Below are 23,799 nucleotides of genomic sequence, written 5' to 3' on the forward strand. Positions count from 1 at the left end.
CTTGGCCGTATTTTTCACAGGTATATTTTTCAAACAATGCATCCTTAGGATGCCAGTACATCCCATAATGTTTACACTTTCAAAACGGATAAGCTTCATGCTTCCCTGCTGAACTGGTTTCCCCTATAATCCACAGAATCGTATTCCGCCAAATCCATGCACAGGTTCATACGTATCCCCTGCTTTTCTTCCAAACTCATGTTAAAATCTACCCATCCCATCATGTGCTGCTCAAAGGTACTTACATTTTTTTCATATCCGTTTGCCTTTGTGACTGTGGAAGCTTGGAAAAATTGATTCCAATATGTATTTCCGTTTTTGTACCGGTAAATATTCTTGGTTCCATTCTGATTCATCTTTTCAGAATATTGTGCTTTCCCATACTCCGCACCTTTCAGCATTGCCTGCACCACATCACCGGAAATACGATAGCTTTCCATAGTCATATTGTATACACGCCATACGCTGTCCTTATCCAAATGTGCATTTCCCTGAATATCCGAAGCTGTATATGCTTTCTTCCTGTTCGTATCCAGCCTGTTATCAAACTGTTCCAGAAATGCTCTGATATATCCCTCCAGTGTGTTTTTCAAAGTTGTATTAAGCATCGGACTGACACCTGCTTTTGCTCCCAAGATATCTGTTTTCATTGCAAGCATTGCAAGCTCCAGTCCCATCCGTTCTTCATTCAAATCATAGGTATTGGATTTTTTCTCCATAGCGGATAAGGAAGAAGCATACTTCCCTATTACTTCCAGATCCTGTAAAGTATATTCATCATCCTTTGCATCTCTGGTTGATGCAATGTTTTGGCTTCTGAGCCTTGATGCTATATATTCATCATCCTTTAAAAGCCATGAATCTTTCGTTCCCTCTAGGCCTGTAAATCCCGGATTTTCCTTTAAGTACGTCCTGTATTCGGCAGCTCTTTCATCCACTCCATTTTTGAAAGCCCGATAGATTTTTTCCCTCTCATCCAATACACCATATTTACCCAAAATCCCTCCCACCAGATTGGAATATTCGTTGGCTGCCCTCTCTAATGTACTCTTGTAAATGTCATTTAACTGCTCCAGGTACTCCTTTTGCTCTGTCCCTTTGCATGTGTTTTTGATTCTATCCTCCATGGCGGCATAACGTGAAGCCAGATATTCCACATTTTTATGAAATGTATCTGCAGAAGCAGGAACTCCCATTTCAAATTCAATCCCTGAAAGTTCAAACTTAAGCATACCGAAATCCGTATTACTTATATCATTCAAAAGATCTCCCTGCTGCAGACGCTGCTCAATCTCCTGTGAGGTCAAAGTCCGATTGGACGTGTCTGCCGTTCCGTCCAGTATGTCCAGTATATTTACGGTATTCATCTTTCTCCACTGTTTATTTACTGCGTCTGCCTTGGAATAGTCCGAATCCTCCACTGCATATAAAGACTTTTGGAGCCGTGATGCGTTTGTAATATCTTCTGACTGCTCCGCTTTGCTTGTTCTGCCATTCTGTTTTCCTTGAGCAAGATATGAACGGCCCGGCTGAGCTAAATTTACTGCCGCCGGCAAAGCCGCTATCCTTTCCGCTATTGTCATAAAAATGTCTGCCCCTCTTTTTCTTTGCCTGAAAATGAATAAATTTCTCTCTGTATGAATATCGGCAGGAGAAACAGACTTCATAAGGAATTATTCCGCCTGAAAATCCCAGAGACTAAGTTGTTCGGAAAGGTCTTTTTCCTCAAAGGTGCTCAAATACTGAAATATCTGTTCGTTATTATGGACTATTTTGTTCTCGCTGCATTTCTGATGAAATAATTTCATCAGCTGACGGTTCTTCGGGCTTTCAAGCATGTATTGATTGCCGTATGTTCGTATGTACTTCTCTTTCAGCCCCGGAAACAGACGGTCCAACTGCTTATAAAAATACTCTCTGTTCCCCTCCCGAAGCGTCAGCCCCATACCGAAGCAAATGATGCCATAGACCTTTGCTTCCACGCACAGATCCAAAATACCGGAAATATTTTCTTCCGTGTCGTTGAGAAAGGGCAAAACAGGGGACAGCCAGACAACAGTAGGTATCTCTGCGTCACGAAGCTTTTTTAGGACCTCAAAGCGTTCCCCTGTTGTACTGACATTGGGCTCAATTTTCCTGCACAGGGCTTCATCGCAGGTTGTCAAGGTCATCTGCACAACGCATTTTGTCCTGTCATTTATTTTCTGCAAAAGGTCTAAATCCCGCAGAATGCGGTCTGATTTTGTTATGACTGTAAATCCGAATCCATACTCATAAATCAAATGCAGGGCTTTTCTGACATTTCTGATTTCCATTTCCAAAGGGATATAGGGATCGGTCATGGAGCCTGTGCCAATCATGCATTTTTTCCGCTTATGCTTCAGGGCATGCTCTAGCAAGTCAATGGCATTTTCCTTGACTTCAATGTCTTCAAAGGCGTGCTCCATATGGTAGCACTTGCTTCTGGAATCGCAGTAAATGCAGCCGTGAGTACAGCCCCGATATAAATTCATTCCGTTTTTTGAGGATAGGATTCCTTTGGCTGTTACAAAATGCATTTGATCTCTCCCTGGTTATTTGCACAATCTTTGTTAAGGCTTATTTTTTTCATATATCAGCCTTGCCTGCTCTGCTATGGCATCTCTCAAATAAGCGGGCGAAAGTATCTCTACTGCTGTGCCAAAGGACAGGAGAAATCCTGTCAGCCATGCATCCTCGGGCATTTTCGCTGAAGCAATCAGATCCCCGTTTTCCTGCCGCTGCACCTGTGTTTTGTCAAACTCATCATATACACGGTATGCCATTTCTTTTGGGAAGCGAAGCGTAATCTCATGATATTCGCTTTCGGAAACATCTTCCGGTGCCGGAAAGCTGCGTTTGGGAAAGGTTTCATCTAAAATCTTCGGATCGAAAATACGATTTAATTTGAATATCCGCCAGTCCTGCTTCTCCGTGCAGAAAGCTTTCAGATACCATGCCTTTCCTTGGTAAACAAGCTTATGGGGCTGTATGATTCTTTCGCTTATTGTCCCGCAGGAGCCTGCATAACGAATTTTGACGCTTTTGCGATGGAGGACTGCTGATTTCAGCAATTCAAATTTTTCATTGTCATCCTCTTTGCTCCCCCAACGGGAAAAATCAATTTCAAGCCAGTCGTCCCAATTGAGGTTGAAGATTGCGGAGAGCTTTTGCAGGGTTTGGCTGCCGCCCATGCTCCGTACTGCATGGATGCTCTGTAATGCCGTAAGGATCTCCTGCTTTTCTTCCTTTGATAATACGGCTTTATCCAGGACAAAATCATTCATTAAATGAATGCCGCCGTTTCTGCCCGCTTCCGCATATATGGGAATGCCGGCTCCGCTTAAGGCATCAATGTCTCTGTAGATGGTTCTGACCGACACCTCCAGCTTCTCTGCCAATTCCGGGGCGGTGGCCTGTCCCTTGTCAAGTAAGTAGTATATAATCTTAAATAATCTGCTCTCCTGCATTTGGTCTTCCTCCGAATTGCTGCCGGGCAGCACTAAAGGGTAAAGTCACTTCAGCACACACCTATGAGAGAAACTTTCATTCGAAAGTGCACTCATGAAAGTTCCTCTCGTGCGCTTTCGCAACTTTACCGTCCAGCAGAAAATATTTCTGTTAAACACTTGACATTTCTTAGCTGGACTTACACATAGAATAGCACTTATATCCTGACAGGATATGTCAAGGTTTATTATACCTGCTTACCTTTTTCATATCAACCATCCAGCTCATTTTCTTTGCAGTCCCTGTTACAATTGCACCCCTATGAACTAAAAGCTTTATAAAATCTGACATGCTGGCATGTCCATTTGGCAGCTGCCGCAAGGGTCAAATACCCCGCAGCTTACTGCATTACAAGCTTGCTGCGGGGTATTTGACTTTATACGGAAACAGAAATGCTCTCACCGGCTTCCGGCTGTTCCTGACTTACTTCACCGGCTCTTGTATAGATTGTTGGCTCTGCCTTAACAGCATCTGTCACTATTTTTACCGGTTCGCCGCCCTGTCCGGGCTGATTCTGGCCGGCATCTCCTGTCCCTGTTGCCTTTTCACTTCCGCTTATCTCAACTGTATCCATTTTCCTATTCTTGCTTTCTGCTATCCTCTTTTCAAGCTCTCCACGCTCTTCCTTACGTTTTCGGATAGCGTTTTCACGTTCCAATTTTGCTTTTTCTTTTGCTTCCTTTGCATCCTCTTCCATTCCTTTTTCTACTTTTTTCATGCACTCCCCTGCTTTGTCCGTGCATTCGCCAGCATACTCCATTGCCCGTCCCATTGCTGCCGTATCACCCCGCCGGCTTGCTTCATTATAAACCTGAAGCGGTGTATTCATCAGCTTTGCATTCATACTTGCCCCTACAAGACCCTCTATTGCTTTCGTGTGCATAACCAATTCCTCCTTTTTTAAGTTGCTGCCGGGCAGCACTAAAGGGTAAAGTCACTTCAGCACAGCACTGAACCCTTACATTTTCTCTTTCGGCTGCCAGAAACGGCAGGTTAATCCATTTGCTGTGAGATGCCCCGGGGATGCTGTGGAATGATGACTTATCTGCAATCTTAAATCCAATTTTCGGTGTCCAGCATAACCCTCTCCCCGATTTCAGCATTGGAGCCGTAAACAGAGAGAAAATATTTACTTACGGCAATTTCATCTGCTTTTTCCGGCAGACTTTTCAGATACGGCCTGCTACTCTGCCGCCTTAATCCGTTCCACAAGGGAAAGCTTTCCGGAATAACGGACCGCACAGCCGGAGAATACCGCCCAAACAAGAAGCAGTGCAGCCCCGAACAGCAGCACTTGAATCAGCGGAAAGTGATAGGTAATCTTTCCGAATGTGCCAATCTTATCAAAGACGCCGCACACAGCCAGACTGCATAGCGTTCCAATGGTCAAGGTTACAAGCAATGTGATTCCAACATAATACAGACATTCAAAGGACAGCATTTGTGATAGCTGCCGGTCGCTCATACCGACGGACTGAAAAATGCCAAACTCCTGCTGGCGGGACAAAAGGTTTGTAATCAGCGTATTGGCCAGATTGATCAGGGAAAACACAAAGATAAAAACAAGGATGCCGTAATCCCTTTTAAGCTCCTGCTGCAGGCTGTCCTTAAGGACGGCGGCCATGTCCTCCACGCCGGAAACATCAACCCTTTTGTCCGTTGCGGCACCGAATACCGCCTGCCGCAGCTCTTCGCCGTCCTCCTTTGCGTGAACATTGAGATAGCCTGTAAAATCGATGATCTCAGGGTAAAGCACAGGCAATTCTTCCTCCGGGAGAATAAAGAAATGGGACGTGCAGCCAATCGGAACATTATCAACAATGCCCATAACCGTGTAAGTTTTTGTCTGCCCGTTGTAACAGGAAAGGGTAATTGTGTCGCCAACCTGATAGCTGGTTTTGTAGACCATTTCCAGCGTATCGCCTGCCGGACACACCAGAATGCCATTCTCTTTCACAAGCTTTTTATAATCCGCAGTTCCCTTTGCAACCACATCCTCCGTATACAAGTCTGACATCTGCTTTTCTGAAATTCCCCTGACAATAAAGGGCTCCTGTTCCCAGATGGCGGGAATTTCAACGCAGGCCAGGCTGTAAGCCGTGACAAAGTCCACGCCGGGAATGGCGGCAATCTCATCCCTAAGCTTCCGGCCAAGAGGGTTCTCTTTCTGTATGTCCACAAACTCCTGCCCCGCATAATCCTCATACTGCAGGAGATACTGGCTCCTGTCTCCAAACTGGGACTGGGCCATTTCCTTTGCGTCCACCGAGTTTGCGTAAGCAGAAACGCAAAGGAGCAGAATTCCCGTCAGGCTTAAGGAAAGCGTTGTTACAACTGTCTTTTTGCGGTTCCGGGAAAAGTTCATCAGGGCAAGGCGGGGCATTGTGAGACGGCGGTGAAGCTGCCTGGATACGCCGGGGCCCTGGCTCTCCAAATAGGCTGCGGCTCTGACTGCTTCAATTGCGGATACCTTTCCTGCCAGTTCCAAAGGCTTCCTGGTTGCAATCAGAACAACCCCGTAGGCCGCAGCGGAAATAATCGCCCCATGTTTTATATTGTCTGACCAGGCCCAGTAGCCGGGCATAAGGATCAAGGTGACGGCCGCCGCCGCAAGCAGCCCAAGCGGAATTGCGATGGTGCTTAAAAAACGCCGCTCTCTTTTTACAATAAGCCTTAACTGCCTTGGCGTGGTTCCAAGAACCTTTAAGCGGCCGTATTCCTTAAGCTTTCCCATAACAGAGATGTAAAATATGTTATAGATTACAATCCCGCAGATGATTGCGATGAGGGCTGCCAGGACGTAGATCTCCAAACCATTTCCCAGATAAATTTCCGCCATGTCAAAATAGTTGGAGCTGTAAAATGTCCTGTCTTCGGAAATGCCCATTTCCTCAAAAAATGCCTGAATATCCATTCGAAGCTGTTCGCTATCCCCCGTCTGGCTTCCGGCAAACTGGAACCGCAGCTCATATGGGGCCAAGCTGCCCTCCGTAAGTGCAGCGTCTTCAGCGATCCAGGCGGTAAATACCCGGCTGCTGTTTTCGGTTTCCAAAATGCCCGTTATGGTATAGGCGGTTTCACCATTGCCCAGATTCAGGGTGATGGTCTGGCCTGTGTCAGCGGGAAGACTGAAATATTCCAAAAACATCCGTTCCACGCAAAGCTCATTTTCTGCCTGGGGATAAGATCCGGTGATTTTTCCGTAGTCCATCAGGTCAATCATTCCAAAATCCACAAAGCTGATGTTCAAAACGCTGTCCTGATAGCGGACGGAGCCACAGTCTATGGTGCGGCCCCATTTTTCAAATTTTCCATAAGCCGCAAGCTCTTCCATCTCCCCACGGGAAATGCCTGTGCAGCCGGCCTGGTAGTGTCCCTGTATCTGCTCTAAGGTCTGCATTCTCTGTCCGGAATAGACGAAGCAAAGAGTGCCCATGAGACAGACTGCCAGAGCAATTGTGATAATAACGAAAATACTCCGCCGCCTGTCGGCTTCCAGGCTCCTGTCCGCCAGCTTCTTTATTACGGCTTTGGTATCATTTTCAAAAGGCCATGTCATAACGCTCCTCCTTTACAGGGGGCTGCCTCTTTGACGCTTCCGGATATGCTGTCTGAAGGTGTTTCAAAGGTGTTTTGAATTCTTCCGTCCTCGATCCGCACAATGCGGTCTGCAAGCTGGGCGATCTCGTTGTTATGGGTGATCATGACTATGGTCTGGTTAAACTCCGTGCTGGTACGTCGAAGCAGCCCCAGAACGTCGGCACTGGTCTTGCTGTCCAGATTGCCGGTAGGCTCATCCGCCAGAACGATGGCCGGTTTGGTAATCAGGGCCCGGGCTATGGCCACACGCTGCTGCTGTCCGCCGGAGAGGTTGCCGGACATATTCTGTAGTTTGTCCTCCAGAGCCAGCAGGTGTACAATCTCTCCAAGGAACCTCTGATCCACTTTATCTCCGTCCAGCTCCACAGGCAGGACGATGTTCTCATAGACGTTCAGAATAGGGACAAGGTTATAATTCTGGAAGATAAAACCGATGTTCCGTCGGCGGAAAATGGTCAGTTCCTCATCGTTCTTTTTCGCCAGCTCATCTCCACGGACAATGACATTGCCGGAGGTCGGCGTATCCAGTCCGCCCATCATATTCAAAAGGGTGGACTTGCCGCTGCCAGAGGTTCCCACCACGGCCACGAATTCTCCCTGTTCTACGGTGAAGCTTACGCCGTCAAGAGCACGGGTGATATTGGGCTCCGTGCCGTAATATTTTTTCAGATCGATTGTTTCCAGTACGTCCATCGCTGAATACTCCTTTCCTCTTCATAATGCCATTGTAAAACCAAAATGTCACAGAAATATCCCAGCCAGTCAATAATTCATTTAAAAATCCGGGGGAAATGTCACAAAGCTGAGACATTTCCGGAGCATTTGCGGCAGGCAGACAGAGCGTACTTGAAAAATTCTTTCTGACAGATGCGTGTCACAAGCTCCCGCAAAGTCAGGCATACAGGTATCAGGAATGAATGTTTAAACACGTACCGGGAAATCCGCCCTGTTTTACACTTTACCCCAGGGGGAGCATAACACAAAAGGCTGATCCCTGTCCCGGAGCCGAAGCCACTTTGATATAACCTCCCTGCCGCATTACAATCTCACGGGCCAGATACAGGCCGATGCCTACGCCCGGCTGTTCGTGCACCTCCTCCCGGTAAAACCGCCGGAAGATGGCGGCATGGCTGCTCTCGGGAATGCCCCTGCCGGTATCGGATACCCTGATTTCCACATACATCTCCCAGGGTGTCACAGACACGGCTATTTTTCCGCCTAAGGGCATGTACTTCACCCCGTTGTCCAGCAGATTGAACAGTGCTTCCGCCGTCCATTTGCTGTCATGAAGCAGACGCAGATCCTCCGGGCAGTGAACGGTCACGGCGATGTCTTTTTTCTCCGCTTTGTAGACAATGCCGCTTAATGCTAAAGCCACCGTATCAATAAGCAGGCTCTCTTTCTTTTCCAGCCGGACAGCCCCAGTGACGTTTTGTAAAGGACTTTTTAATCAAATTCATAGAAAATTTACATTTCAGGGCAAAAAATAAGGCCGGGAACCTGTTTTTAGATTCCCGGCCTACGGTTTTGTTTTATGCTGTCCGCTCTGCTTTCAGTTTTTTTACTTCGTCAAGAGGAAGTCCTGCATATTCCGCAATTTTTTCAAGTGTCAATATTCCATCTGTCAGCATTCTTTTAGCAGTATTTATTGCCCCTTCTTTTATGCCCTCTTGTAAAGATTCTTTTCTCATATCCTCCATGACTTTGCACATGATTAAAATGCCCTCCTTACTTTCCTTGAAAAAACGAACTCTGTCTGCCAGTGTCGTATAATACATATCTGCCGCATTCGTACATGAAAAATCATGCATAAGTTTTCCGATTGGTGTATCTCCACGATAAGCGCCGTTTACATACAGTATATGTGAACCGTCCTCAAATCTTTCTCCGGTTCCTAAAAAGCAGCGCTCAACCGGATAGAGCGGCAGCCCTTTTCCTATCACATCATTTTCCGTGATAAACACTACCCATGTTTCTGGAAGATTGTCAAAATCATCACCTTTCTTCAAAAGAGTTGCGTCCATCATGCTGGAATTATACCTTGCTCTTTTTCTCCCGGCTCCTTTATCGGCTCGTTGGATTTCAACATTTATTTTAGCACCGGTACTGTCAGTAGCAAGAATATCAAACCTTACTGAACGATTCAACAAATTCTCCACAAATACCTGGGTGCGAACGTCCAGCACTTTTAAATCCGGCTTTTCCAGTACAATCTGCAATACCAGTTCTATGCTTGCCGTATCTCCCTCAAAACACTTTGTGAGGAAGTCATCATCAAGCAGGCGAAAGCCTCTTAGCCTCTGTAAATCTTCCTGATGTTTCTGGTCTATCTGTTCCGTCACTGTCAATCTTCCCACCTGCTTTCCCTTTCGTTTTCGTATCTCCATACTACCATAAACCTCCTGATTTTACAAGCCGGGAGCCAGCGTATTTCTGAATCCCGGCTTCTTGCCGTTATCGTTTTTTCACATCTGCTGTATCTCATTTTTCAGCATACGCTTGATTTTGTCGCTCATGGTTTCCTTGCTCGTCTTGCTGAAATGAATCCTCACAATGTAGGTCGTCCGGCCAATCTTCTTCACCAGTGCGGGAGCGTCCTTAGCCGGTGCTGTGGTGGTAGTGTTCTCTGTAATTTTCTCGCTGCCCATAAATTCTCCTTTTCATACAATCAGATTTTATTATCCTTCCTCACAATCTCCTTCGCCGCCGCTTTGGTCGCCATGGCTCCTTCCTCCCGGAAATTCTTTCCAGAAAAGAGAACCGGCGCACACCGTTCCAGTATGCGGTCATAAATCCTTGCGTGGGCAAGGTCTGGCGGGTTCTTAATCTTTTCCAGTTTCAGGTTTGTCGTGACAATCAGCGGCTTCTTACTCCGATACCGGCTGTCAATGACGGTAAACATCTGCTCCATGGCATACTCGGTATTCCTTTCCACCCCTAAATCGTCAATGATAAGCAGGCTGTAATCGTCCAGGCTGGTGATAAAGGCCGCCCTGTCCTCGGCAAACACGCCGGTCAGCTAAAGGGTAAAGTCACTTCAGCACACACCTATGAGAGAAACTTTCATTCGAAAGTGCACTCATGAAAATTCCTCTCGTGTGCTTTCGCAACTTTACCGTCCAGCAGAAAATATTTTTCATAATCACTTGACATTTCCTAACTGGACTTTTTAAGTTGCTGCGCAATGGTACGAAAGGGTTTTGTGTATAGTATAACAAAGAAATGTCCGCCAAATGTTACAGCGGACAATTTTTCCATATCATCAACTCTTATATATTTAGAAAGGTCTCCAGCCGCAGAATCCGTCATCCAGCTAAGACTTTACGGCAGACAAATCCTTTACTACTTCGCCGGCAAGAATCAGCCCTGCCGCTGACGGGACAAATGCCACGCTTCCCGGTATGCTCCTGCGTTCCGCATGGGCATGTTCTTCTTGAGGTGGACAGATACCGCTTGTCTCACCGCCCATTGATGCATCTTCCAAGGGACGCATAGGCTCTTCCCTGGAATATACAACTTTCAGCTTTCGGACACCTCGTTTTTTCAGCTCCCGCCTCATGACCTTTGCCAGCGGGCACATGCTGGTCTTATAGATATCCGCCACCTGAAATGCACTGGCATCCAGTTTATTGCCAGCTCCCATACAGCTAATCACCGGCACATTTTTCTTTTGTGCCTGCAATATAATCTCTATCTTAGCAGTTACCGTATCAACTGCGTCAACCACGTAATCATATTCATCAAAGGGAAACAGCTCCCCGTTCTCCGGCAGGAAGAAGCAATTATGTACCGTGACCTTTACATCCGGGTTGATCTCCAGCATCCGTTCTTTCATAACCTCTGTTTTGTATCTTCCGATGGTTTTCCTTGTGGCAATGATCTGCCGGTTCAGGTTTGTCATGCAGATCCTGTCATTATCAATCAGATCAAAAGCACCCACTCCGCTTCTTACAAGTGCCTCGCACACGTAGCCGCCCACTCCGCCGATTCCAAAAACCGCAACCCTTGCTTGTGACAGGCGTTTCATTGCTGCTTCCCCTAAAAGCATTTGTGTTCTTGAAAATTGATTCTCCATATCCTTTCGCATCCTTTCTTTTTTCATTATAACGGATTTATTCAAAAATACAACTGTGCCTGTTTGTACCCTTTTAAAAAAATTCCCGGAGGCTTCGAAGATGGAAGCCCCCAGGAATGCTCTTATTGCTTTTAGTTGATGCTTAATCCGGCACTTGCATATCCTGCTACCGTGTTGAGCAAAGTCAATCCACTTGCTGTTGCTGAAAATACCAGCATCAAACGGGTTTGAGCCGTTACAGGAATATTAAGTCCTGTAAGTGCACCGTTCAGCAATGTTCCAATGGATATAATTCCGGTCAGTGACGGTGTCAGGTTAATCAGTGTTCCGGCAATGGGTGTAAATACATTGTTCGGTGTTGCGGACTGGTAGATCTGTGCTCTCACCGCTACGGTGGAACCTACCAGGGAAAGTGCCGCTGTTGTGCTGAAGAATGCACTGAAAGAAGTAATGACACCTGCACGGGGAACCTGGAATGCAAAGTTAGACAGGGTTCCGCTAGCATTTGTAATATCAATGGTTGAGCCCAGCAGCGTAAGGCCCGGGGCACTGCTTCCAAAGCCAACAAAGGCAGGAAGTCCCGCAAGCCCTCCGGCAACTGTTGTCAGAGAAACCGGAAGTCCTGACGCAAACGGAATGATAGCTCCGGTGCCTGCTACACCAGTAGGGCCGGTGGCTCCATCGGCTCCGGTTGCTCCCGTGGCTCCTGTTGCTCCTGTTGCTCCATCAGCTCCAGTGGCACCCGTGGCTCCAGTGGCTCCGGTTACTCCTGTAGCTCCAGTGGCTCCATCGGCTCCAGTTGCTCCTGTTGCTCCTGTAGCTCCAGTGGCTCCATCGGCTCCAGTTGCTCCTGTTGCTCCGGTTACTCCTGTAGCCCCTGTTGCTCCTGTGGCACCCGTGGCTCCATCAGCCCCAGTTGCTCCTGTGGCACCCGTTACTCCGTCGGCTCCTGTGGCTCCTGTAGCTCCTGTGGCACCAGTTACTCCATCGGCTCCTGTAGCTCCTGTGGCACCAGTTACTCCATCGGCCCCAGTTGCTCCCGTTACTCCGGTGGCTCCTGTAGCTCCATCTACTCCTGTAGCTCCAGTGGCTCCTGTAGCTCCAGTGGCTCCTGCGGCTCCGTCAGCTCCAGTGGCTCCTGTTGCTCCAGTGGCTCCTGTTGCTCCGTCAGCTCCAGTGGCTCCCGTGGCACCCGTAGCCCCTGTTGCTCCTGTGGCTCCTGTGGCTCCGTCTGCACCCGTGGCACCAGTGGCCCCGGTCGGTCCTGTGGGACCGGCATCACCAGGACAGCCTTTCGGACCCAGAGGTCCAATCGGACCTGTCACACCCTGGATTCCCTGGGGTCCTGTCACACCCTGGGGTCCCATTGCTCCGGTGGGACCGGTTGCTCCAGTGGGCCCCGGAATACCTCTGGGGCCTTGAGGGCCGGCATCTCCCTGTGGACCCATGGGACCAACTGCTCCCGTAGGGCCTGCCGGACCCTGTGGACCCATATCGCCCTTGGGACCCTCACAGCCAGGATCGCCCTTGGGACCGATATCTCCCCGAACACCCTGAACACCGGGGATACCCTGTGGACCTGCATAACCTCTGGGACCTGCACAGCCTCTTGGGCCTGTGTTTCCGGTGGGTCCTATAGGACCTGTGTTTCCTCTGGGACCTCTTGCACCGGGAGCACCGGGAATACCCTGTGGACCCATGGGGCCTTGATCACCTTTGTCACCCTTAGGTCCGGGACAGCCGGTATCTCCTTTGATTCCCTGGGGACCCATAGGCCCCTGGTCGCCTTTCGGACCTGCCGGCCCCCGTTCGCAGCAGGGAGACTGGCATTGATTTTGGCAGCAGTTATATGAATTATTTTGTGTCATACAATCACTTCCTTACATAATTTATTTGAAAAAAATATTCATAAAATATCTTTTTCTAGAATATATTATGTAAACTATCCGTGTTTGTTACTTTATGTCGAAAAAATAGGGGCTTCCACAAAATAAGACAGCCTGCTTTTCCTGTATAAATCCCCGAACCGTGTTCCGGCACGGTTCGGGGATTCTTCTTTACTTTTATAGTAGCAAAACACCCTCTAGATTATTATAATCGCAACATTATTATTGGACAACAAAAAATTCTTCTTTGTATACACCTCACCAATAAAGCTGGAATTTATCGCACTCCTGTTAAGATAAAATTCATTAACTGCTCTACATCATCAAAATCATCATAATCTCCGTTTATACTATCTCGATGATACACAACTCCATTTTTCTCATTTCTCTCTAAACAGTCTAATAGCTCCTCCTCTCCATATTTTTTAGCAAATAAGGTAAATGTGTATGGCTTAATTTTGCTCAATAATCCCTTCTTGCAATTTTCTTCACACTTATAGCAATGTGTCAACTCTTTTGTAATTGAACATTTTTTATTCTCACAAGAATCATTATCTGGACAATCGTTTGATCCACATCCATTACACTCAACATTTTCAGAGCATAAGCAGCAGGCAAGACCACACCTAGCAATTCCTAATTCTCGTTTCATGGGATACCTCCACAACTCGGAACTTATTTTGTGTCTTGAATTAACCGATAGGCTTCTTTTGCATAATTAGCATTTTCAAGAAACAAGTTAGGAAGTTCATCTATTCTGTCAACTTCATTACAGCAATACTGCACAACGTATGTAACAATCGTTTCGATATTTTTCCCACATCTATGAAACAACTGTGCAGACTTTATCCAATTATCCTGCTTATATTCCTGTCCTAATTCATGGATAATCTCTGCAAGCCTATCATAATTTGCACAGTATGGTATATCAGCTTCTTTCACTCCCATAATCTCATTTGGCACTTTAGGCACTTTCCCCATATATTCAGTAATAGAAATAAGGGCTTTTCTGTAATCTTCTTCTGAAAATTTCTTTTTCCATTTCGGAAGTTCTTTTGCAATTTTTTCGTAGGCAGAAATTCCAAGAATATTCGGTTTTTCTCTAAATTGTCTTTCTGCTTTTTTCAACAGACAATTACGACTAAGTGTATATTTATCGGGCAGATTGTCACCTAGCCGAATTTTTATAAATCCGTTTTTATCGCCCACCCCATTTTTCTCAATATTCCAAGCCAGTTCCAAATCACTAATGGCAAGTTCTATCATATCTTCCCGGTCGCAATCATATATCAAAACACAATTCTTTTCTTCATCATATCCAGTCATCATAACATAATGTATAGGTATATGTTCAGCATGGTACATTTTCAGATAGGGCAAATAAAACATATCCAATGGACCTAAAACAACAGGATTGCCTTCATCAATTTCATTTTTAATAGACTTTTTGGCATATTTTACAGTTGTTCCACCAATAATTTTATAGTCTAAACCTAATTCTTCTTTTAAATTTTCATATACTGTTTTTGGTCTTGCATCATTTGCACTGAACATATATGGCTTTTCACGATTATTCATTTTGATGAAAACGGTTTCACCAAAACTTCCCAATGCAAGAAGAAAACCCTCTGGAATGGATTGATTTGTTCTTGTTGCATATAAATCCTCAATTCCGCTACACATACAGCATCCACTTGAAAGATGATGTTTTATCTCTATAATTTTTCTTGACATTCATTCCTCCAAACACCGATTTATTTTCTATTTCGATAATTCAACCTCGATTTGTTCTGATTATACCACTTTCATTTCTTATTTACCATTAAAAATACAGGGCATAGAGAACCGCCACGCCCACATCAAAAGCCGGAAAGTCCGCTGTTTATGCGGCTTTCCGGCTCTCTGTTTACTATTCAATAACTGACATTTGCTTTTCTCTTTTGCAAGAGCCCCTACGAAATCTTCAAGCTCTCAAAATATTCTTTATTATATAGATACGCCTTGGAATAAGGCTTACAGAGCCCGGCTCTGTCATTATACTCCTTTGCCTTTTTCCGGTCTCCCAGCTTGTCATAGCATACGCATAGCTGTAAAAGGGGGACGTAATCGTAGCAGTCCGGCAGAATAAATCCTCCGGCGTATTCATTTTTCGGCGTGTTCAGTGCAGTTTCATACCAATAGATGGCATTGTTAAAGTTTCCATGCTCCAAAAAATGTTTTCCAATGTCACAGCACAATTCCGCCCTCGGCACATCAAAGCTCATACTTCGCAGCAGCACAAGCAGTGCGGACTGCTCCTGCCCCAGCCGATAATAGCAGTTGGCACAGATGGAGCAGGCTTCTATTTTATTTTCAATCCATCCCTCCCTGGAATTCAGAAATTGTTCAAAAACAGAAACAGCCTCTTCGTATTCTCCGTGATAGTAAAGCTCTCTTCCGTAATAATATTGCTGCCGGGGTTCCAAAGAGCTTCCCCCGGCAAGGAGCTTTTGGTATATATTCAGATTGCGGTCCGGGTCTCCGGCACTCATTTTTTTGTGACAGACGGTAATATCGGAATATACGATTTTTCCTATGGGTGGAATGACCTCATGGACGGCACCGAGCCACTGATACCGGGAATTGTTTCGTATCCATCTTTCCCTGAAATAGGAAAAGGAGGGCTTGCCGGCTTCATCAAATGCAGTATTGTATTTCATCATTACCATGTCCGTGTCCGGTGACAGAGACTGCTTTAAGTCCAGAAATTTGTCCTTTTGCGTGTCCTCCAAAACGTCATCCGCATCCATCCACATACAATAGTCCATGGTGGCCTTGGAAAAGGAATAGTTTCTGGCATCCGCAAAGTCATCTTTCCACGGATGGAAATAGACTTTCGATGTATAACCGGACACGATTTTTACCGTCTGATCCGTGGAGCCGGTATCTACTATAACAATCTCATCTACAAGCTTTGCCACACTGTCGAGACAGCGGGCAATATTCTTCTCTTCATTTTTGACGATCATGCAAAGACTTATTGTGGGCATTTTGGTTCCTTTCTATTTTAAGTTGCTACGCAACGGTACTAAAGAGTAAAGCAAAAATTATTTCTAAGTAAGCATGTGCTATTTCTTAGCCGGACTTTATTGATTTATTGCCGGCAGAGCTTCTCTATGCTCAGATTCATGCTGATTTCCAAAGCTTCTGCTGAAGAATGCCAGGCAAAGGACAGCGTGGATATATCGGGTATCTCCATGACAAAATATCTTGATATTGCAAGCATTTCTTTACGCCTGGAGGTCTCCGCATATGAGGTAAATAGGGTTTGTTCACATTCATTACATATTGGTGTCAGCTTTATAAGACCATGTTTTTTCGTTATTGTGGATATATAATAATAGACGGCGTAGAAGCCGGGAGTGAGTATGATAGAATGGTTGCTATTAAGAGATATATTTCCGGTTATGTCCGGTATATCCATGTTAAGGGGAAGCCTTGCATTTTCCGGCATAAGGATCTCCTGTCCCAAAAAGGATGCAAAGATATGATTCTGCGGATAGCCGGGCGGTCCTGCCGGACCCATGGGGCCCTGTTCTCCTATGGGACCCATGGGTCCGGTGACGCCTTGTGGTCCCTGTGGACCTGTGACGCCCTGGGGCCCTGTTTCTCCCCGTTCGCCCGGACATCCGGGCGGGCCCTGTTCTCCTCTCGCACCCTGGGGACCCGGTTCCCCTCTTTCCCCCGGAAGACCCGGTTCTCCCTTTGGCCCCGGAAGCCCCGGCTCTCCTTTTGGCCCCCGGGGACCTGGTTCTCCTTTTTCTCCCGGAAGCCCCGGCTCTCCTTTCGGCCCCTGGGGACCCGGTTCCCCTTTTTCTCCTGGAAGTCCCGGCTCTCCTTTTGGCCCCCGGGGACCCGGTTCTCCTTTTTCTCCCTGGATACCCGGTTCTCCCTTTGGTCCCTGAAGCCCTGGCTCTCTTTCCGGCTCTCCCGGCTTCCCTTGGCAAGAACAGGATAAGCCGGATTCCCCCTGTTCCACGGTTTTTACTTCCTGAGACTGCTCCTGCAGGAGGGTATTTGTCCCGGATACAGGACGTGGAGTGGGCCTGGATGTGTTGTTTTGACAATAGTTTTGATTATAGTTCATATTACAGTTCATATTACAGTTTCTATTAGGAATTCTTCCCATGCCGAACAAATTCGGTGGGTTGAATATCCAGTTTGGATTAAAGTTATTCAATTAAAACCACCTCATTGATATTAAACCTGACGCCCCGTTGGCGTACTGCCATAAATGAAAGTCAGCAGTGCCGTATCACCATGAATCAAAGTCGGCAGCGGCACATGGGGCAACCCTGAACTTAAGTTTCCGCTATGCGGAAAAGGGTTCTTATATTGTAATTATATGCATGGAAAATGAATTCGTTTTTAAAAACCACTGTTTGCTATTGGTCAGGCGGCTCCCCGATGCAGTGACCTTTTAGCAGACAATCCCCCATTACCAGTCACGCTCCCTGATTGCATCTTCCGCTTCCAGCTCAATGTCAAACCATTCTAAAATATATGCCACGGTTTCACCGATGCTGTCCCTTGCAACGGTCTCTAATTCGCTTTCGTTTTCTTCAAATTCTTCCTCCAAATCATTGATTGCTAAAGTCATCTCATCAAATTTGTCCTGTATCTTTTCCAAATCCCTTTCCCCGGTTTCCAGAAATCCAATCACATTTTGCACCAGATTCTTTACCTTATCCACCAGAAAATCGGGGAAATATCCATCCCCATACATGGCTGCAAGCAATGGGTAGTTTTCATCAAATTTTTTCATTTTCTGCCTCCTTTTTCTCTAATATGCTCTTTTTCTATGTTCTCACTTGTTACTCTAATATATTCCATAGGGCTACCTCCGCAACGAACCTTGTGCCGACATTTCCATTTAACTATACAACCTTTTCACTAACTATCTTTATCCATTCCATGATTTTTAAAACATATCAGGAATTTATGAAGATAAAGTAAATCGTTTGGGTGTTTTTCTATTTCTACGGATAATAGCTACAAAAATTTCATATCGGATTCATGCATAAGACTATTCCAATTAATACGAGCACACCATTTTACATGCCGCCATTCTGGATAACTCTTTAAATCATATTTTATGGCAATGCCTTCAAAAATCAAATTATCCGTTTCTCCGCTGTCGGACGCATCATCGGAATATAGGCTAACAGGCAGTCCTTCATAAAATGTAATTATGCTGCCCATACTGTCAGCCTTGGTATCATCCTTTGACAACAATACAATATCATCCGTAACCATTTCGTTTAAATCAACATAAATTCTTGCTTTATCCATCTTCCGAAACTCTTCCTTTTTACTGGTTTAAATCCTTTAACAGAATTATTTCCAAGGGTTCATCCGGCAGCAGCAGCGAACCGCAGTCTTTATAGCCATTTTTCCGATAAAAGAATTGTGCCTGCTCATTTGACAAAGTGGAGGTCAGAACAATTTTGTATTTATTTTTTGCCATTTCCTTTTCCCAGAAATCAACTAACTGACTGCCGTATCCTTTTCTCCTGCAATCTTCTAATAAATACAGCATATTCATAAAAGGATGCTGATCCCAAAACAAATTGAAACGCAGCAAGCCGATAAAACAGTCTTCCCTGAACATGATTAATATTCTTTTTGCGTTTATAGCATTTTTCAACTCGGCTTCGCTGATATGCCTGTCATACTTTTTCAAGATTTCAAAATCGCTTTCATCTGCATATCGAATCATATTTTTCCTCCATGGGGCAAGCGGACATGCCTGCCTGTCCATTTGACCAAAGCCTGACGGATGCTGTCAGGCTTTAAATATAAAAAGTTTTCCTATTGCACAATTTATTCAGCTAAAGAACGGTAAAAATCTATTTCCTCCTCAGAAAGTTCATAGTAGAAAGTTAAAAATTCCTCGGGAATTGATAAGCCTTTGATGCTTTCTTCCTCCACCGTCATTTTTACAATATTTGTATTCTCATATAATGTGATTGTGGTATTTTCTTCCGGTTCCTTTTTGCCAAAGCGTGCAACGGGGTTTTTGTAGGAAATAATATAGTATTCCTCCTTTGCCCCCTCTAAGCCTTTTTCCAGTTCCTCATGGCGTTCTTCTGTGTCCGAATCATCAAAAAGAAAATGTTGATTGTATTGATATAGCTCTTCTTCCTCACTTATTGTTTTTATAAGTTCATGATTCTCTGCCGAATATATTTTAATTTCAGCCAGGTTATCCAAATCCTCTATGGTATATTTTTCTCCCCGCCCTGCAGAGCACCCTGCACAAATGCATAGCAGGAGTGCAAGGAGAATACTGATTATTCTATAGCTTTTCTTATTCATCTTTTCCCCTGCTTTCTATCAGCAATTTGCATGTTGTAACCAATAAGCAGCAAAATAAAATTATGATAGGTGCATATGGGCTCCATGCGTTTGTTATCATTCCAATGAAAACTGCAGCCGCTGTAACCGGCAATGCCATGTAGATCCAGCGATACCTTTTCATCTGGCTGCTCTTTGGGGGATGCTCCGTATTTTTAATGATTATGCTGTCAATGTGCATTGACATTCCCGCCCATAGAATAAGTGCCAGCCATGCCGTATCGGATGCCCATTCAAATACATTGCAGGCTGTCTGTCCGAAATAAACCATTATGAAGCGTCCAATTTCCGAGCTTGTGAAAAGAATGATCACTCCTGCCATAATCATAACGGTATATCTCTTTCTCCTGTTTTCTCTCTGGCTCTTAAAGGCTGCCAATACTTTATCATCAAATATAAGGTGTTCAGTTTTGATTTCCTGATACCGGCTGGTCTGAAAAAAATACCAGATAATCATGAATATCCCTGCAAGCATGGTAAGCCAATAGAGGAAAGACATGATCACATTGCGTCCAAAGCTCTCAAAGATATTTGATAATACAAAAAGACTTATCCCTCCTACTATATACTTTGCATTCTGTCTGCCGTAGGATAAATATCCCTCCAGCATCTCTTGGCTGACATAATACCCGCTGTTTGATGGGGCCTTTTCTTCGGATGCATTTTGTTCTTCGTAATCCTCTTTCAGCAGATAGTCCAATGATACTCCGAACAGGCTGCTGATTTGTATTAGCTTTCCTACTTCGGGTATTCCTTTATCATTTACCCACTTCCCTACTGCCTGCCGGGATACCTCCAGCCTTTCCGCCAGATCCTCCTGTGTCATACGGTTGTCTTTCAACAATGCTTTTAATTTTTGTCCTAATGTCATGTTTTATCCGCCTCCTCTATCTGCATTCTACTTCTGATCCATAGAGGAAAACAACCAATCTGTGGTTTCGTCCTGTCAACTTTGCGTTTCGTTATTTAAATTGTTTGTCCTGTAAACTGTGTACTGATATGAATGTTTCTTTTTATGCGTTCTACTCCTAATTCGGTTGTGTGCAATTTATCCAGATTTTTTCGTAATTCATTGTCTGCGTCCATTTTATTCATACCCTTTCAAAAATCATGGCGTTCACTTGCCATCTTTTTTCAAATGTAATCCTTGTATTTGCACAAAATCCAATGATTGTTGCCGTTCTCTGTATACATCTGTGCAAGATATAGATGATTCCCCCGTTCTCCCACATAGGTCGTTGATTTGTACACATCATTTGTTATGTATATTTTTTCGAGAGATAACCAAAACAAATAACAATGATAAAACATTTGATAAGGTTATTCTAATTATCATCATTTCATCTGCTCCGGTTTCTGTCACCGTATGTAAGGAATTGCTTATGAAATTGTTAAATAAATGTTCCGATGCACCTATCCAAAGCATTCCGGACAATGCCGCACACATTCCCCACTCATAGGCTAAAATTCCGGACAAAAGTATATATCCTATGCCCATAAAAACTGCCATGGCAATATTCATGGAACCGTCAAGCAGAGGATTTATTACATTTGTAATATGCCATACTCCAAAAAGCAGAGCTTGTATTATATTAGCTGTCTTTTGCGAATAGTATTGCATGCCAATTTTAAAAAACAGTCCTCTAAACAGTCCCTCTTCTGCATAGACATTTACTATGTTGCCAATAATGCACACGATCACTGCTAACAGAGAACTACCATTTGTATGTGTCTGTGTAAGTGAAAAATTTGTAATATAAAATCCCAAAGACGGGTGTTTCCCCATTACAAGCAACACAATAAATTCTGCAGCATAAGAAAGAAAAAAGGTGCTTATGCCAAGAGCAAAACCATATTTTAAACCGGTAAATAACCCTTTTTTTGAAAATCCCAAATCACTCCAATGAAGCCTAAGCATCTCCAATGCAGTCCATACCAGCAAAATGCAGCAGATTTTATGTAATATATTTTCTCCGACCCATGTCTGGTCGGTTTTTACAAAAATAATTTCTATCACTCTAATAATCATGAGCAAAATAAATATCATACTGATAACACTTATTGTTCTTCTTTTCATGTTTTCTCTTTTCCATCCGGATAATTTTTACCGTTGACTATGCTGGATTTCCAGAATCCGTTTCTAAGTCAATCATATACAAAGGGCTTACCATTTTCAACATGTTAGCATTTAAAGTAAAGCTTTTGACACTATTAATATCTGTTTTTATACACCCCTTTCCCTTTACTTGTATATTTTTTAACAAAATCGGATTTTGCGTCTGTGTAGGCATCTCTGTTATGCTCATATTCTTGCCAGAGCTTCCGCTTCAATTTCTCATACTGCTTGGCAATGTCCCCATGTTCCATAAGATAATCACGGAAATACAGCTCATCATTATCTCCAAAATATCTTAAATGCAGATGGAAAACTCTCTCGGCAAATCCATTTTCCGTATAGCCTTTATTGAATGAAATCCTGTGATCACTCCGGCTCATGCAAAGATAACCGTTGTTTATCAATAAGTCCCTGATATGCAGCAAATTGCTTTCTTTTGGCACTTCCACAAGAATATCAATAATAGGTTTTGCCCATATGGAGGAAATGGCCGTACTTCCTATATGGCTGATCCTGGCCGGCTGATTTAACAGGGATTTTAAGAAAGCTTCTTCCTCCCCATACCAATCCTTCCAGAAATCTTTATGCTCTGACAAATAGATGGGAAATAACTGCCATAATTCTTCCAAACTTAGTTCCGATAAATTTTTCTTCATTGCAGGCTCCACCTACTGATAAATTATTTCTGCTGACAGCGTACCATGACTTATAAAAGACTGTCAACCAGTGCAGCTTGTCTATTCGTAATAATTCAGACAGCTATTCTACTGCTAATTTACCGGCATTCTACTATTATTCGATTGTCAAAAAGACAGCTTCCGGTTAGAATTAGCATAGAGGTGACAAAGATGTTTGAAATTGACAAAAAAAAATTTGGGCTATTTGTAGCAGAACTCCGTAAGGGAAATGGTTTTACACAAAAAGAGCTCGCAGGGCGGTTATTCATATCAGATAAGGCTGTTAGCAAATGGGAAACCGGCATTAGCTTACCGGATACGGCTCTGTTAATTCCGTTGGCAGATTTATTCGGCATTTCTGTCACAGAGCTTCTGATGTGCGAAAAAATGACACAAAGCAATACCTTGGAAGCAAATAAGGTGGAAGATATTGTGAAAGCGGCAATTACTTATGCCGGCGAAAATCCAGAAAGAGCATATCAGGTAAAAAGCAAATGGATTGCTTTTTATGGATTATCGCTTTTCACAGGCTGTATAGGTATATTTATAAACTATAAAACAAAAGAGCCGCATTTTGAAACATTGACAACCATCATGCTTTTGTGTGCTGTCTTTGGTGCATACTTCTGTTGCTTTGTAAAAACAAAATTACCGACATTTTATGATGAAAATGAAGTGAACATTTTCTATGACGGTGCTGTTCGCATGCATATGCCGGGAATCAAATTTAATAACAGCAACTGGCCACATATGGTAAAAATTATCCGGATATGTATGTGCCTATGTATGGTAATATTTCCAATTATCAATTTTATGATAGGAAGCATCCTATTAAACATGCAAATAGATATTGGAAGCTATTTGCTCTTAATCATTTTTCTTTGTGCTTTTTTCTTTCCAGTGTATCTGGTTGGAAAGAAATACGAATAATGAAGTTGCCATTTTACATGTTCACGATTTTCCTGACCGTGTTTGCCGTTCTGATTGTCAGTTTGCTGCTGATATTTGTGCTTGCTGTCTTTGACCACCAGTTTGTCTTCTGATAATCCTTTCGGCTGAATGACCAGAATATCACTTCTTTGTAACCCTTTACCTGCTCTAATTCTGCCTTGGGCTCTCCGATTTCACTGAATACTTCGGCTGATGTGGCCGGAGGTATTATGAAAATCAGATTGTCATAGATTTCTTTGCTTTCCCCGCCCCACCAGTCAGGTGCATGGTGCAGAATGTCCGCAAGCTCTTCTTGTGACAGGACAAAAACGGGAATGTCCAAGTCAAATTTGTTTTTTATCATGGCCTCCATCTGGTTTATAAGGCTTCCTGTATCATCTTTCTCACTTGAAAAAATCACATTGCCGCTGTTTAAGTATGTTTTAACTTCCTGAAAGCCAAGTTCTTCAAAGCCTTTCTTTAATTCTGCCATTGATATCTTATTTTTCCCGCTTATATTGATGCCGCGCAAAAATGCAATATATCTTTTCATAGGTACGGATTCCTCCATGCAAATCAGATTTAAAATTC

General features: G+C 44.2%; 23 protein-coding genes and 2 pseudogenes. 1 reads left to right on the forward strand and 24 read right to left on the reverse strand.

Features of this window, described 5'->3' with window-relative positions; all coding sequences use genetic code 11:
• Window positions 1-95 precede the first annotated feature (95 nt).
• The 23 genes and pseudogenes from VSQ61_RS05960 to VSQ61_RS06070 form a co-directional block, all read right to left on the reverse strand.
• Window positions 96-1,583, reverse strand: coding sequence for a hypothetical protein (locus VSQ61_RS05960; RefSeq protein ID WP_334343539.1), 1,488 nt, complete (start codon window positions 1,581-1,583; stop codon window positions 96-98).
• Window positions 1,584-1,673: 90 nt separating this feature from the next.
• The gene (locus VSQ61_RS05965) at window positions 1,674-2,558 is read right to left on the reverse strand and encodes an SPL family radical SAM protein (RefSeq protein WP_334343540.1); all 885 of its coding nucleotides are present in this window, start codon (window positions 2,556-2,558) and stop codon (window positions 1,674-1,676) included.
• A gap of 33 nt (window positions 2,559-2,591) precedes the next feature.
• The gene (locus tag VSQ61_RS05970) at window positions 2,592-3,488 is read right to left on the reverse strand and encodes a helix-turn-helix transcriptional regulator (RefSeq protein WP_334343541.1); all 897 of its coding nucleotides are present in this window, start codon (window positions 3,486-3,488) and stop codon (window positions 2,592-2,594) included.
• Window positions 3,489-3,904: 416 nt separating this feature from the next.
• Window positions 3,905-4,411, reverse strand: coding sequence for a hypothetical protein (locus tag VSQ61_RS05975; RefSeq protein WP_334343542.1), 507 nt, complete (start codon window positions 4,409-4,411; stop codon window positions 3,905-3,907).
• A gap of 300 nt (window positions 4,412-4,711) precedes the next feature.
• Window positions 4,712-7,087: an FtsX-like permease family protein gene (locus tag VSQ61_RS05980; RefSeq protein ID WP_334343543.1), complete on the reverse strand. Its 2,376-nt coding sequence runs from the start codon at window positions 7,085-7,087 to the stop codon at window positions 4,712-4,714.
• Complete coding sequence (locus VSQ61_RS05985; protein WP_334343544.1) at window positions 7,084-7,821, reverse strand: ABC transporter ATP-binding protein; 738 nt, start codon at window positions 7,819-7,821, stop codon at window positions 7,084-7,086. The genes VSQ61_RS05980 and VSQ61_RS05985 overlap by 4 nt, the downstream gene beginning before the upstream one ends.
• A gap of 265 nt (window positions 7,822-8,086) precedes the next feature.
• Window positions 8,087-8,554 (reverse strand): annotated as a pseudogene (locus VSQ61_RS05990) (sensor histidine kinase); the annotation flags it as partial.
• A 106-nt stretch (window positions 8,555-8,660) separates the two neighbouring features.
• Complete coding sequence (locus VSQ61_RS05995; protein WP_334343545.1) at window positions 8,661-9,515, reverse strand: PD-(D/E)XK nuclease family transposase; 855 nt, start codon at window positions 9,513-9,515, stop codon at window positions 8,661-8,663.
• 78 nt (window positions 9,516-9,593) lie between these two features.
• Window positions 9,594-9,776 carry a transposon-encoded TnpW family protein gene (locus tag VSQ61_RS06000; RefSeq protein ID WP_334343546.1) on the reverse strand — a complete coding sequence of 61 codons (183 nt, stop codon included), beginning with the start codon at window positions 9,774-9,776 and terminating at the stop codon, window positions 9,594-9,596.
• Between the two features lie 20 nt (window positions 9,777-9,796).
• Window positions 9,797-10,147, reverse strand: a pseudogene (locus VSQ61_RS06005) (ATP-binding protein); the annotation flags it as partial.
• A 294-nt stretch (window positions 10,148-10,441) separates the two neighbouring features.
• Window positions 10,442-11,203 (reverse strand): tRNA threonylcarbamoyladenosine dehydratase, encoded by a 762-nt coding sequence (locus tag VSQ61_RS06010; protein ID WP_334343547.1) that lies wholly within the window; start codon window positions 11,201-11,203, stop codon window positions 10,442-10,444.
• A gap of 131 nt (window positions 11,204-11,334) precedes the next feature.
• On the reverse strand, window positions 11,335-13,071 hold the full coding sequence (locus tag VSQ61_RS06015; protein WP_334343548.1) for an exosporium glycoprotein BclB-related protein: 1,737 nt from the start codon (window positions 13,069-13,071) through the stop codon (window positions 11,335-11,337).
• A 295-nt stretch (window positions 13,072-13,366) separates the two neighbouring features.
• Window positions 13,367-13,741, reverse strand: a complete 375-nt coding sequence (locus VSQ61_RS06020) for a DUF3795 domain-containing protein (protein ID WP_334343549.1) — start codon at window positions 13,739-13,741, stop codon at window positions 13,367-13,369.
• Window positions 13,742-13,764: 23 nt separating this feature from the next.
• Complete coding sequence (locus VSQ61_RS06025; protein ID WP_334343550.1) at window positions 13,765-14,823, reverse strand: BtrH N-terminal domain-containing protein; 1,059 nt, start codon at window positions 14,821-14,823, stop codon at window positions 13,765-13,767.
• A gap of 218 nt (window positions 14,824-15,041) precedes the next feature.
• Window positions 15,042-16,118: a tetratricopeptide repeat-containing glycosyltransferase family 2 protein gene (locus VSQ61_RS06030; protein ID WP_334343551.1), complete on the reverse strand. Its 1,077-nt coding sequence runs from the start codon at window positions 16,116-16,118 to the stop codon at window positions 15,042-15,044.
• 104 nt (window positions 16,119-16,222) lie between these two features.
• Window positions 16,223-17,107 carry a collagen-like domain-containing protein gene (locus VSQ61_RS06035; RefSeq protein ID WP_334343552.1) on the reverse strand — a complete coding sequence of 295 codons (885 nt, stop codon included), beginning with the start codon at window positions 17,105-17,107 and terminating at the stop codon, window positions 16,223-16,225.
• A 459-nt stretch (window positions 17,108-17,566) separates the two neighbouring features.
• Window positions 17,567-17,893 (reverse strand): DUF5713 family protein, encoded by a 327-nt coding sequence (locus tag VSQ61_RS06040; RefSeq protein WP_334343553.1) that lies wholly within the window; start codon window positions 17,891-17,893, stop codon window positions 17,567-17,569.
• 227 nt (window positions 17,894-18,120) lie between these two features.
• A complete protein-coding gene (locus tag VSQ61_RS06045) occupies window positions 18,121-18,420 on the reverse strand; it encodes a hypothetical protein (RefSeq protein WP_334343554.1) in 300 nt (99 codons plus the stop codon).
• 19 nt (window positions 18,421-18,439) lie between these two features.
• Window positions 18,440-18,847 carry a GNAT family N-acetyltransferase gene (locus VSQ61_RS06050; RefSeq protein ID WP_334343555.1) on the reverse strand — a complete coding sequence of 136 codons (408 nt, stop codon included), beginning with the start codon at window positions 18,845-18,847 and terminating at the stop codon, window positions 18,440-18,442.
• 104 nt (window positions 18,848-18,951) lie between these two features.
• Window positions 18,952-19,446, reverse strand: coding sequence for a hypothetical protein (locus tag VSQ61_RS06055; protein WP_334343556.1), 495 nt, complete (start codon window positions 19,444-19,446; stop codon window positions 18,952-18,954).
• Complete coding sequence (locus VSQ61_RS06060; RefSeq protein ID WP_334343557.1) at window positions 19,439-20,356, reverse strand: helix-turn-helix domain-containing protein; 918 nt, start codon at window positions 20,354-20,356, stop codon at window positions 19,439-19,441. The genes VSQ61_RS06055 and VSQ61_RS06060 overlap by 8 nt, the downstream gene beginning before the upstream one ends.
• A gap of 381 nt (window positions 20,357-20,737) precedes the next feature.
• A complete protein-coding gene (locus tag VSQ61_RS06065) occupies window positions 20,738-21,562 on the reverse strand; it encodes a CPBP family intramembrane glutamic endopeptidase (RefSeq protein ID WP_334343558.1) in 825 nt (274 codons plus the stop codon).
• A gap of 134 nt (window positions 21,563-21,696) precedes the next feature.
• Window positions 21,697-22,257 (reverse strand): GrpB family protein, encoded by a 561-nt coding sequence (locus VSQ61_RS06070; RefSeq protein ID WP_334343559.1) that lies wholly within the window; start codon window positions 22,255-22,257, stop codon window positions 21,697-21,699.
• A 192-nt stretch (window positions 22,258-22,449) separates the two neighbouring features.
• Here VSQ61_RS06070 and VSQ61_RS06075 point away from each other — a divergent pair, with 192 nt between their 5' ends.
• Entirely contained in the window at window positions 22,450-23,208 is a 759-nt protein-coding gene (locus tag VSQ61_RS06075; RefSeq protein WP_334343560.1) for a helix-turn-helix domain-containing protein, read from the forward strand.
• A gap of 13 nt (window positions 23,209-23,221) precedes the next feature.
• Here the strand turns inward: VSQ61_RS06075 and VSQ61_RS06080 are convergent, their stop codons facing one another.
• The gene (locus VSQ61_RS06080) at window positions 23,222-23,761 is read right to left on the reverse strand and encodes a DUF1697 domain-containing protein (protein WP_334343561.1); all 540 of its coding nucleotides are present in this window, start codon (window positions 23,759-23,761) and stop codon (window positions 23,222-23,224) included.
• Window positions 23,762-23,799 lie beyond the last annotated feature (38 nt).

The sequence above is a fragment of the Candidatus Merdisoma sp. JLR.KK006 genome (assembly GCF_036941035.1).
Lineage (GTDB): Bacteria > Bacillota > Clostridia > Lachnospirales > Lachnospiraceae > Laedolimicola.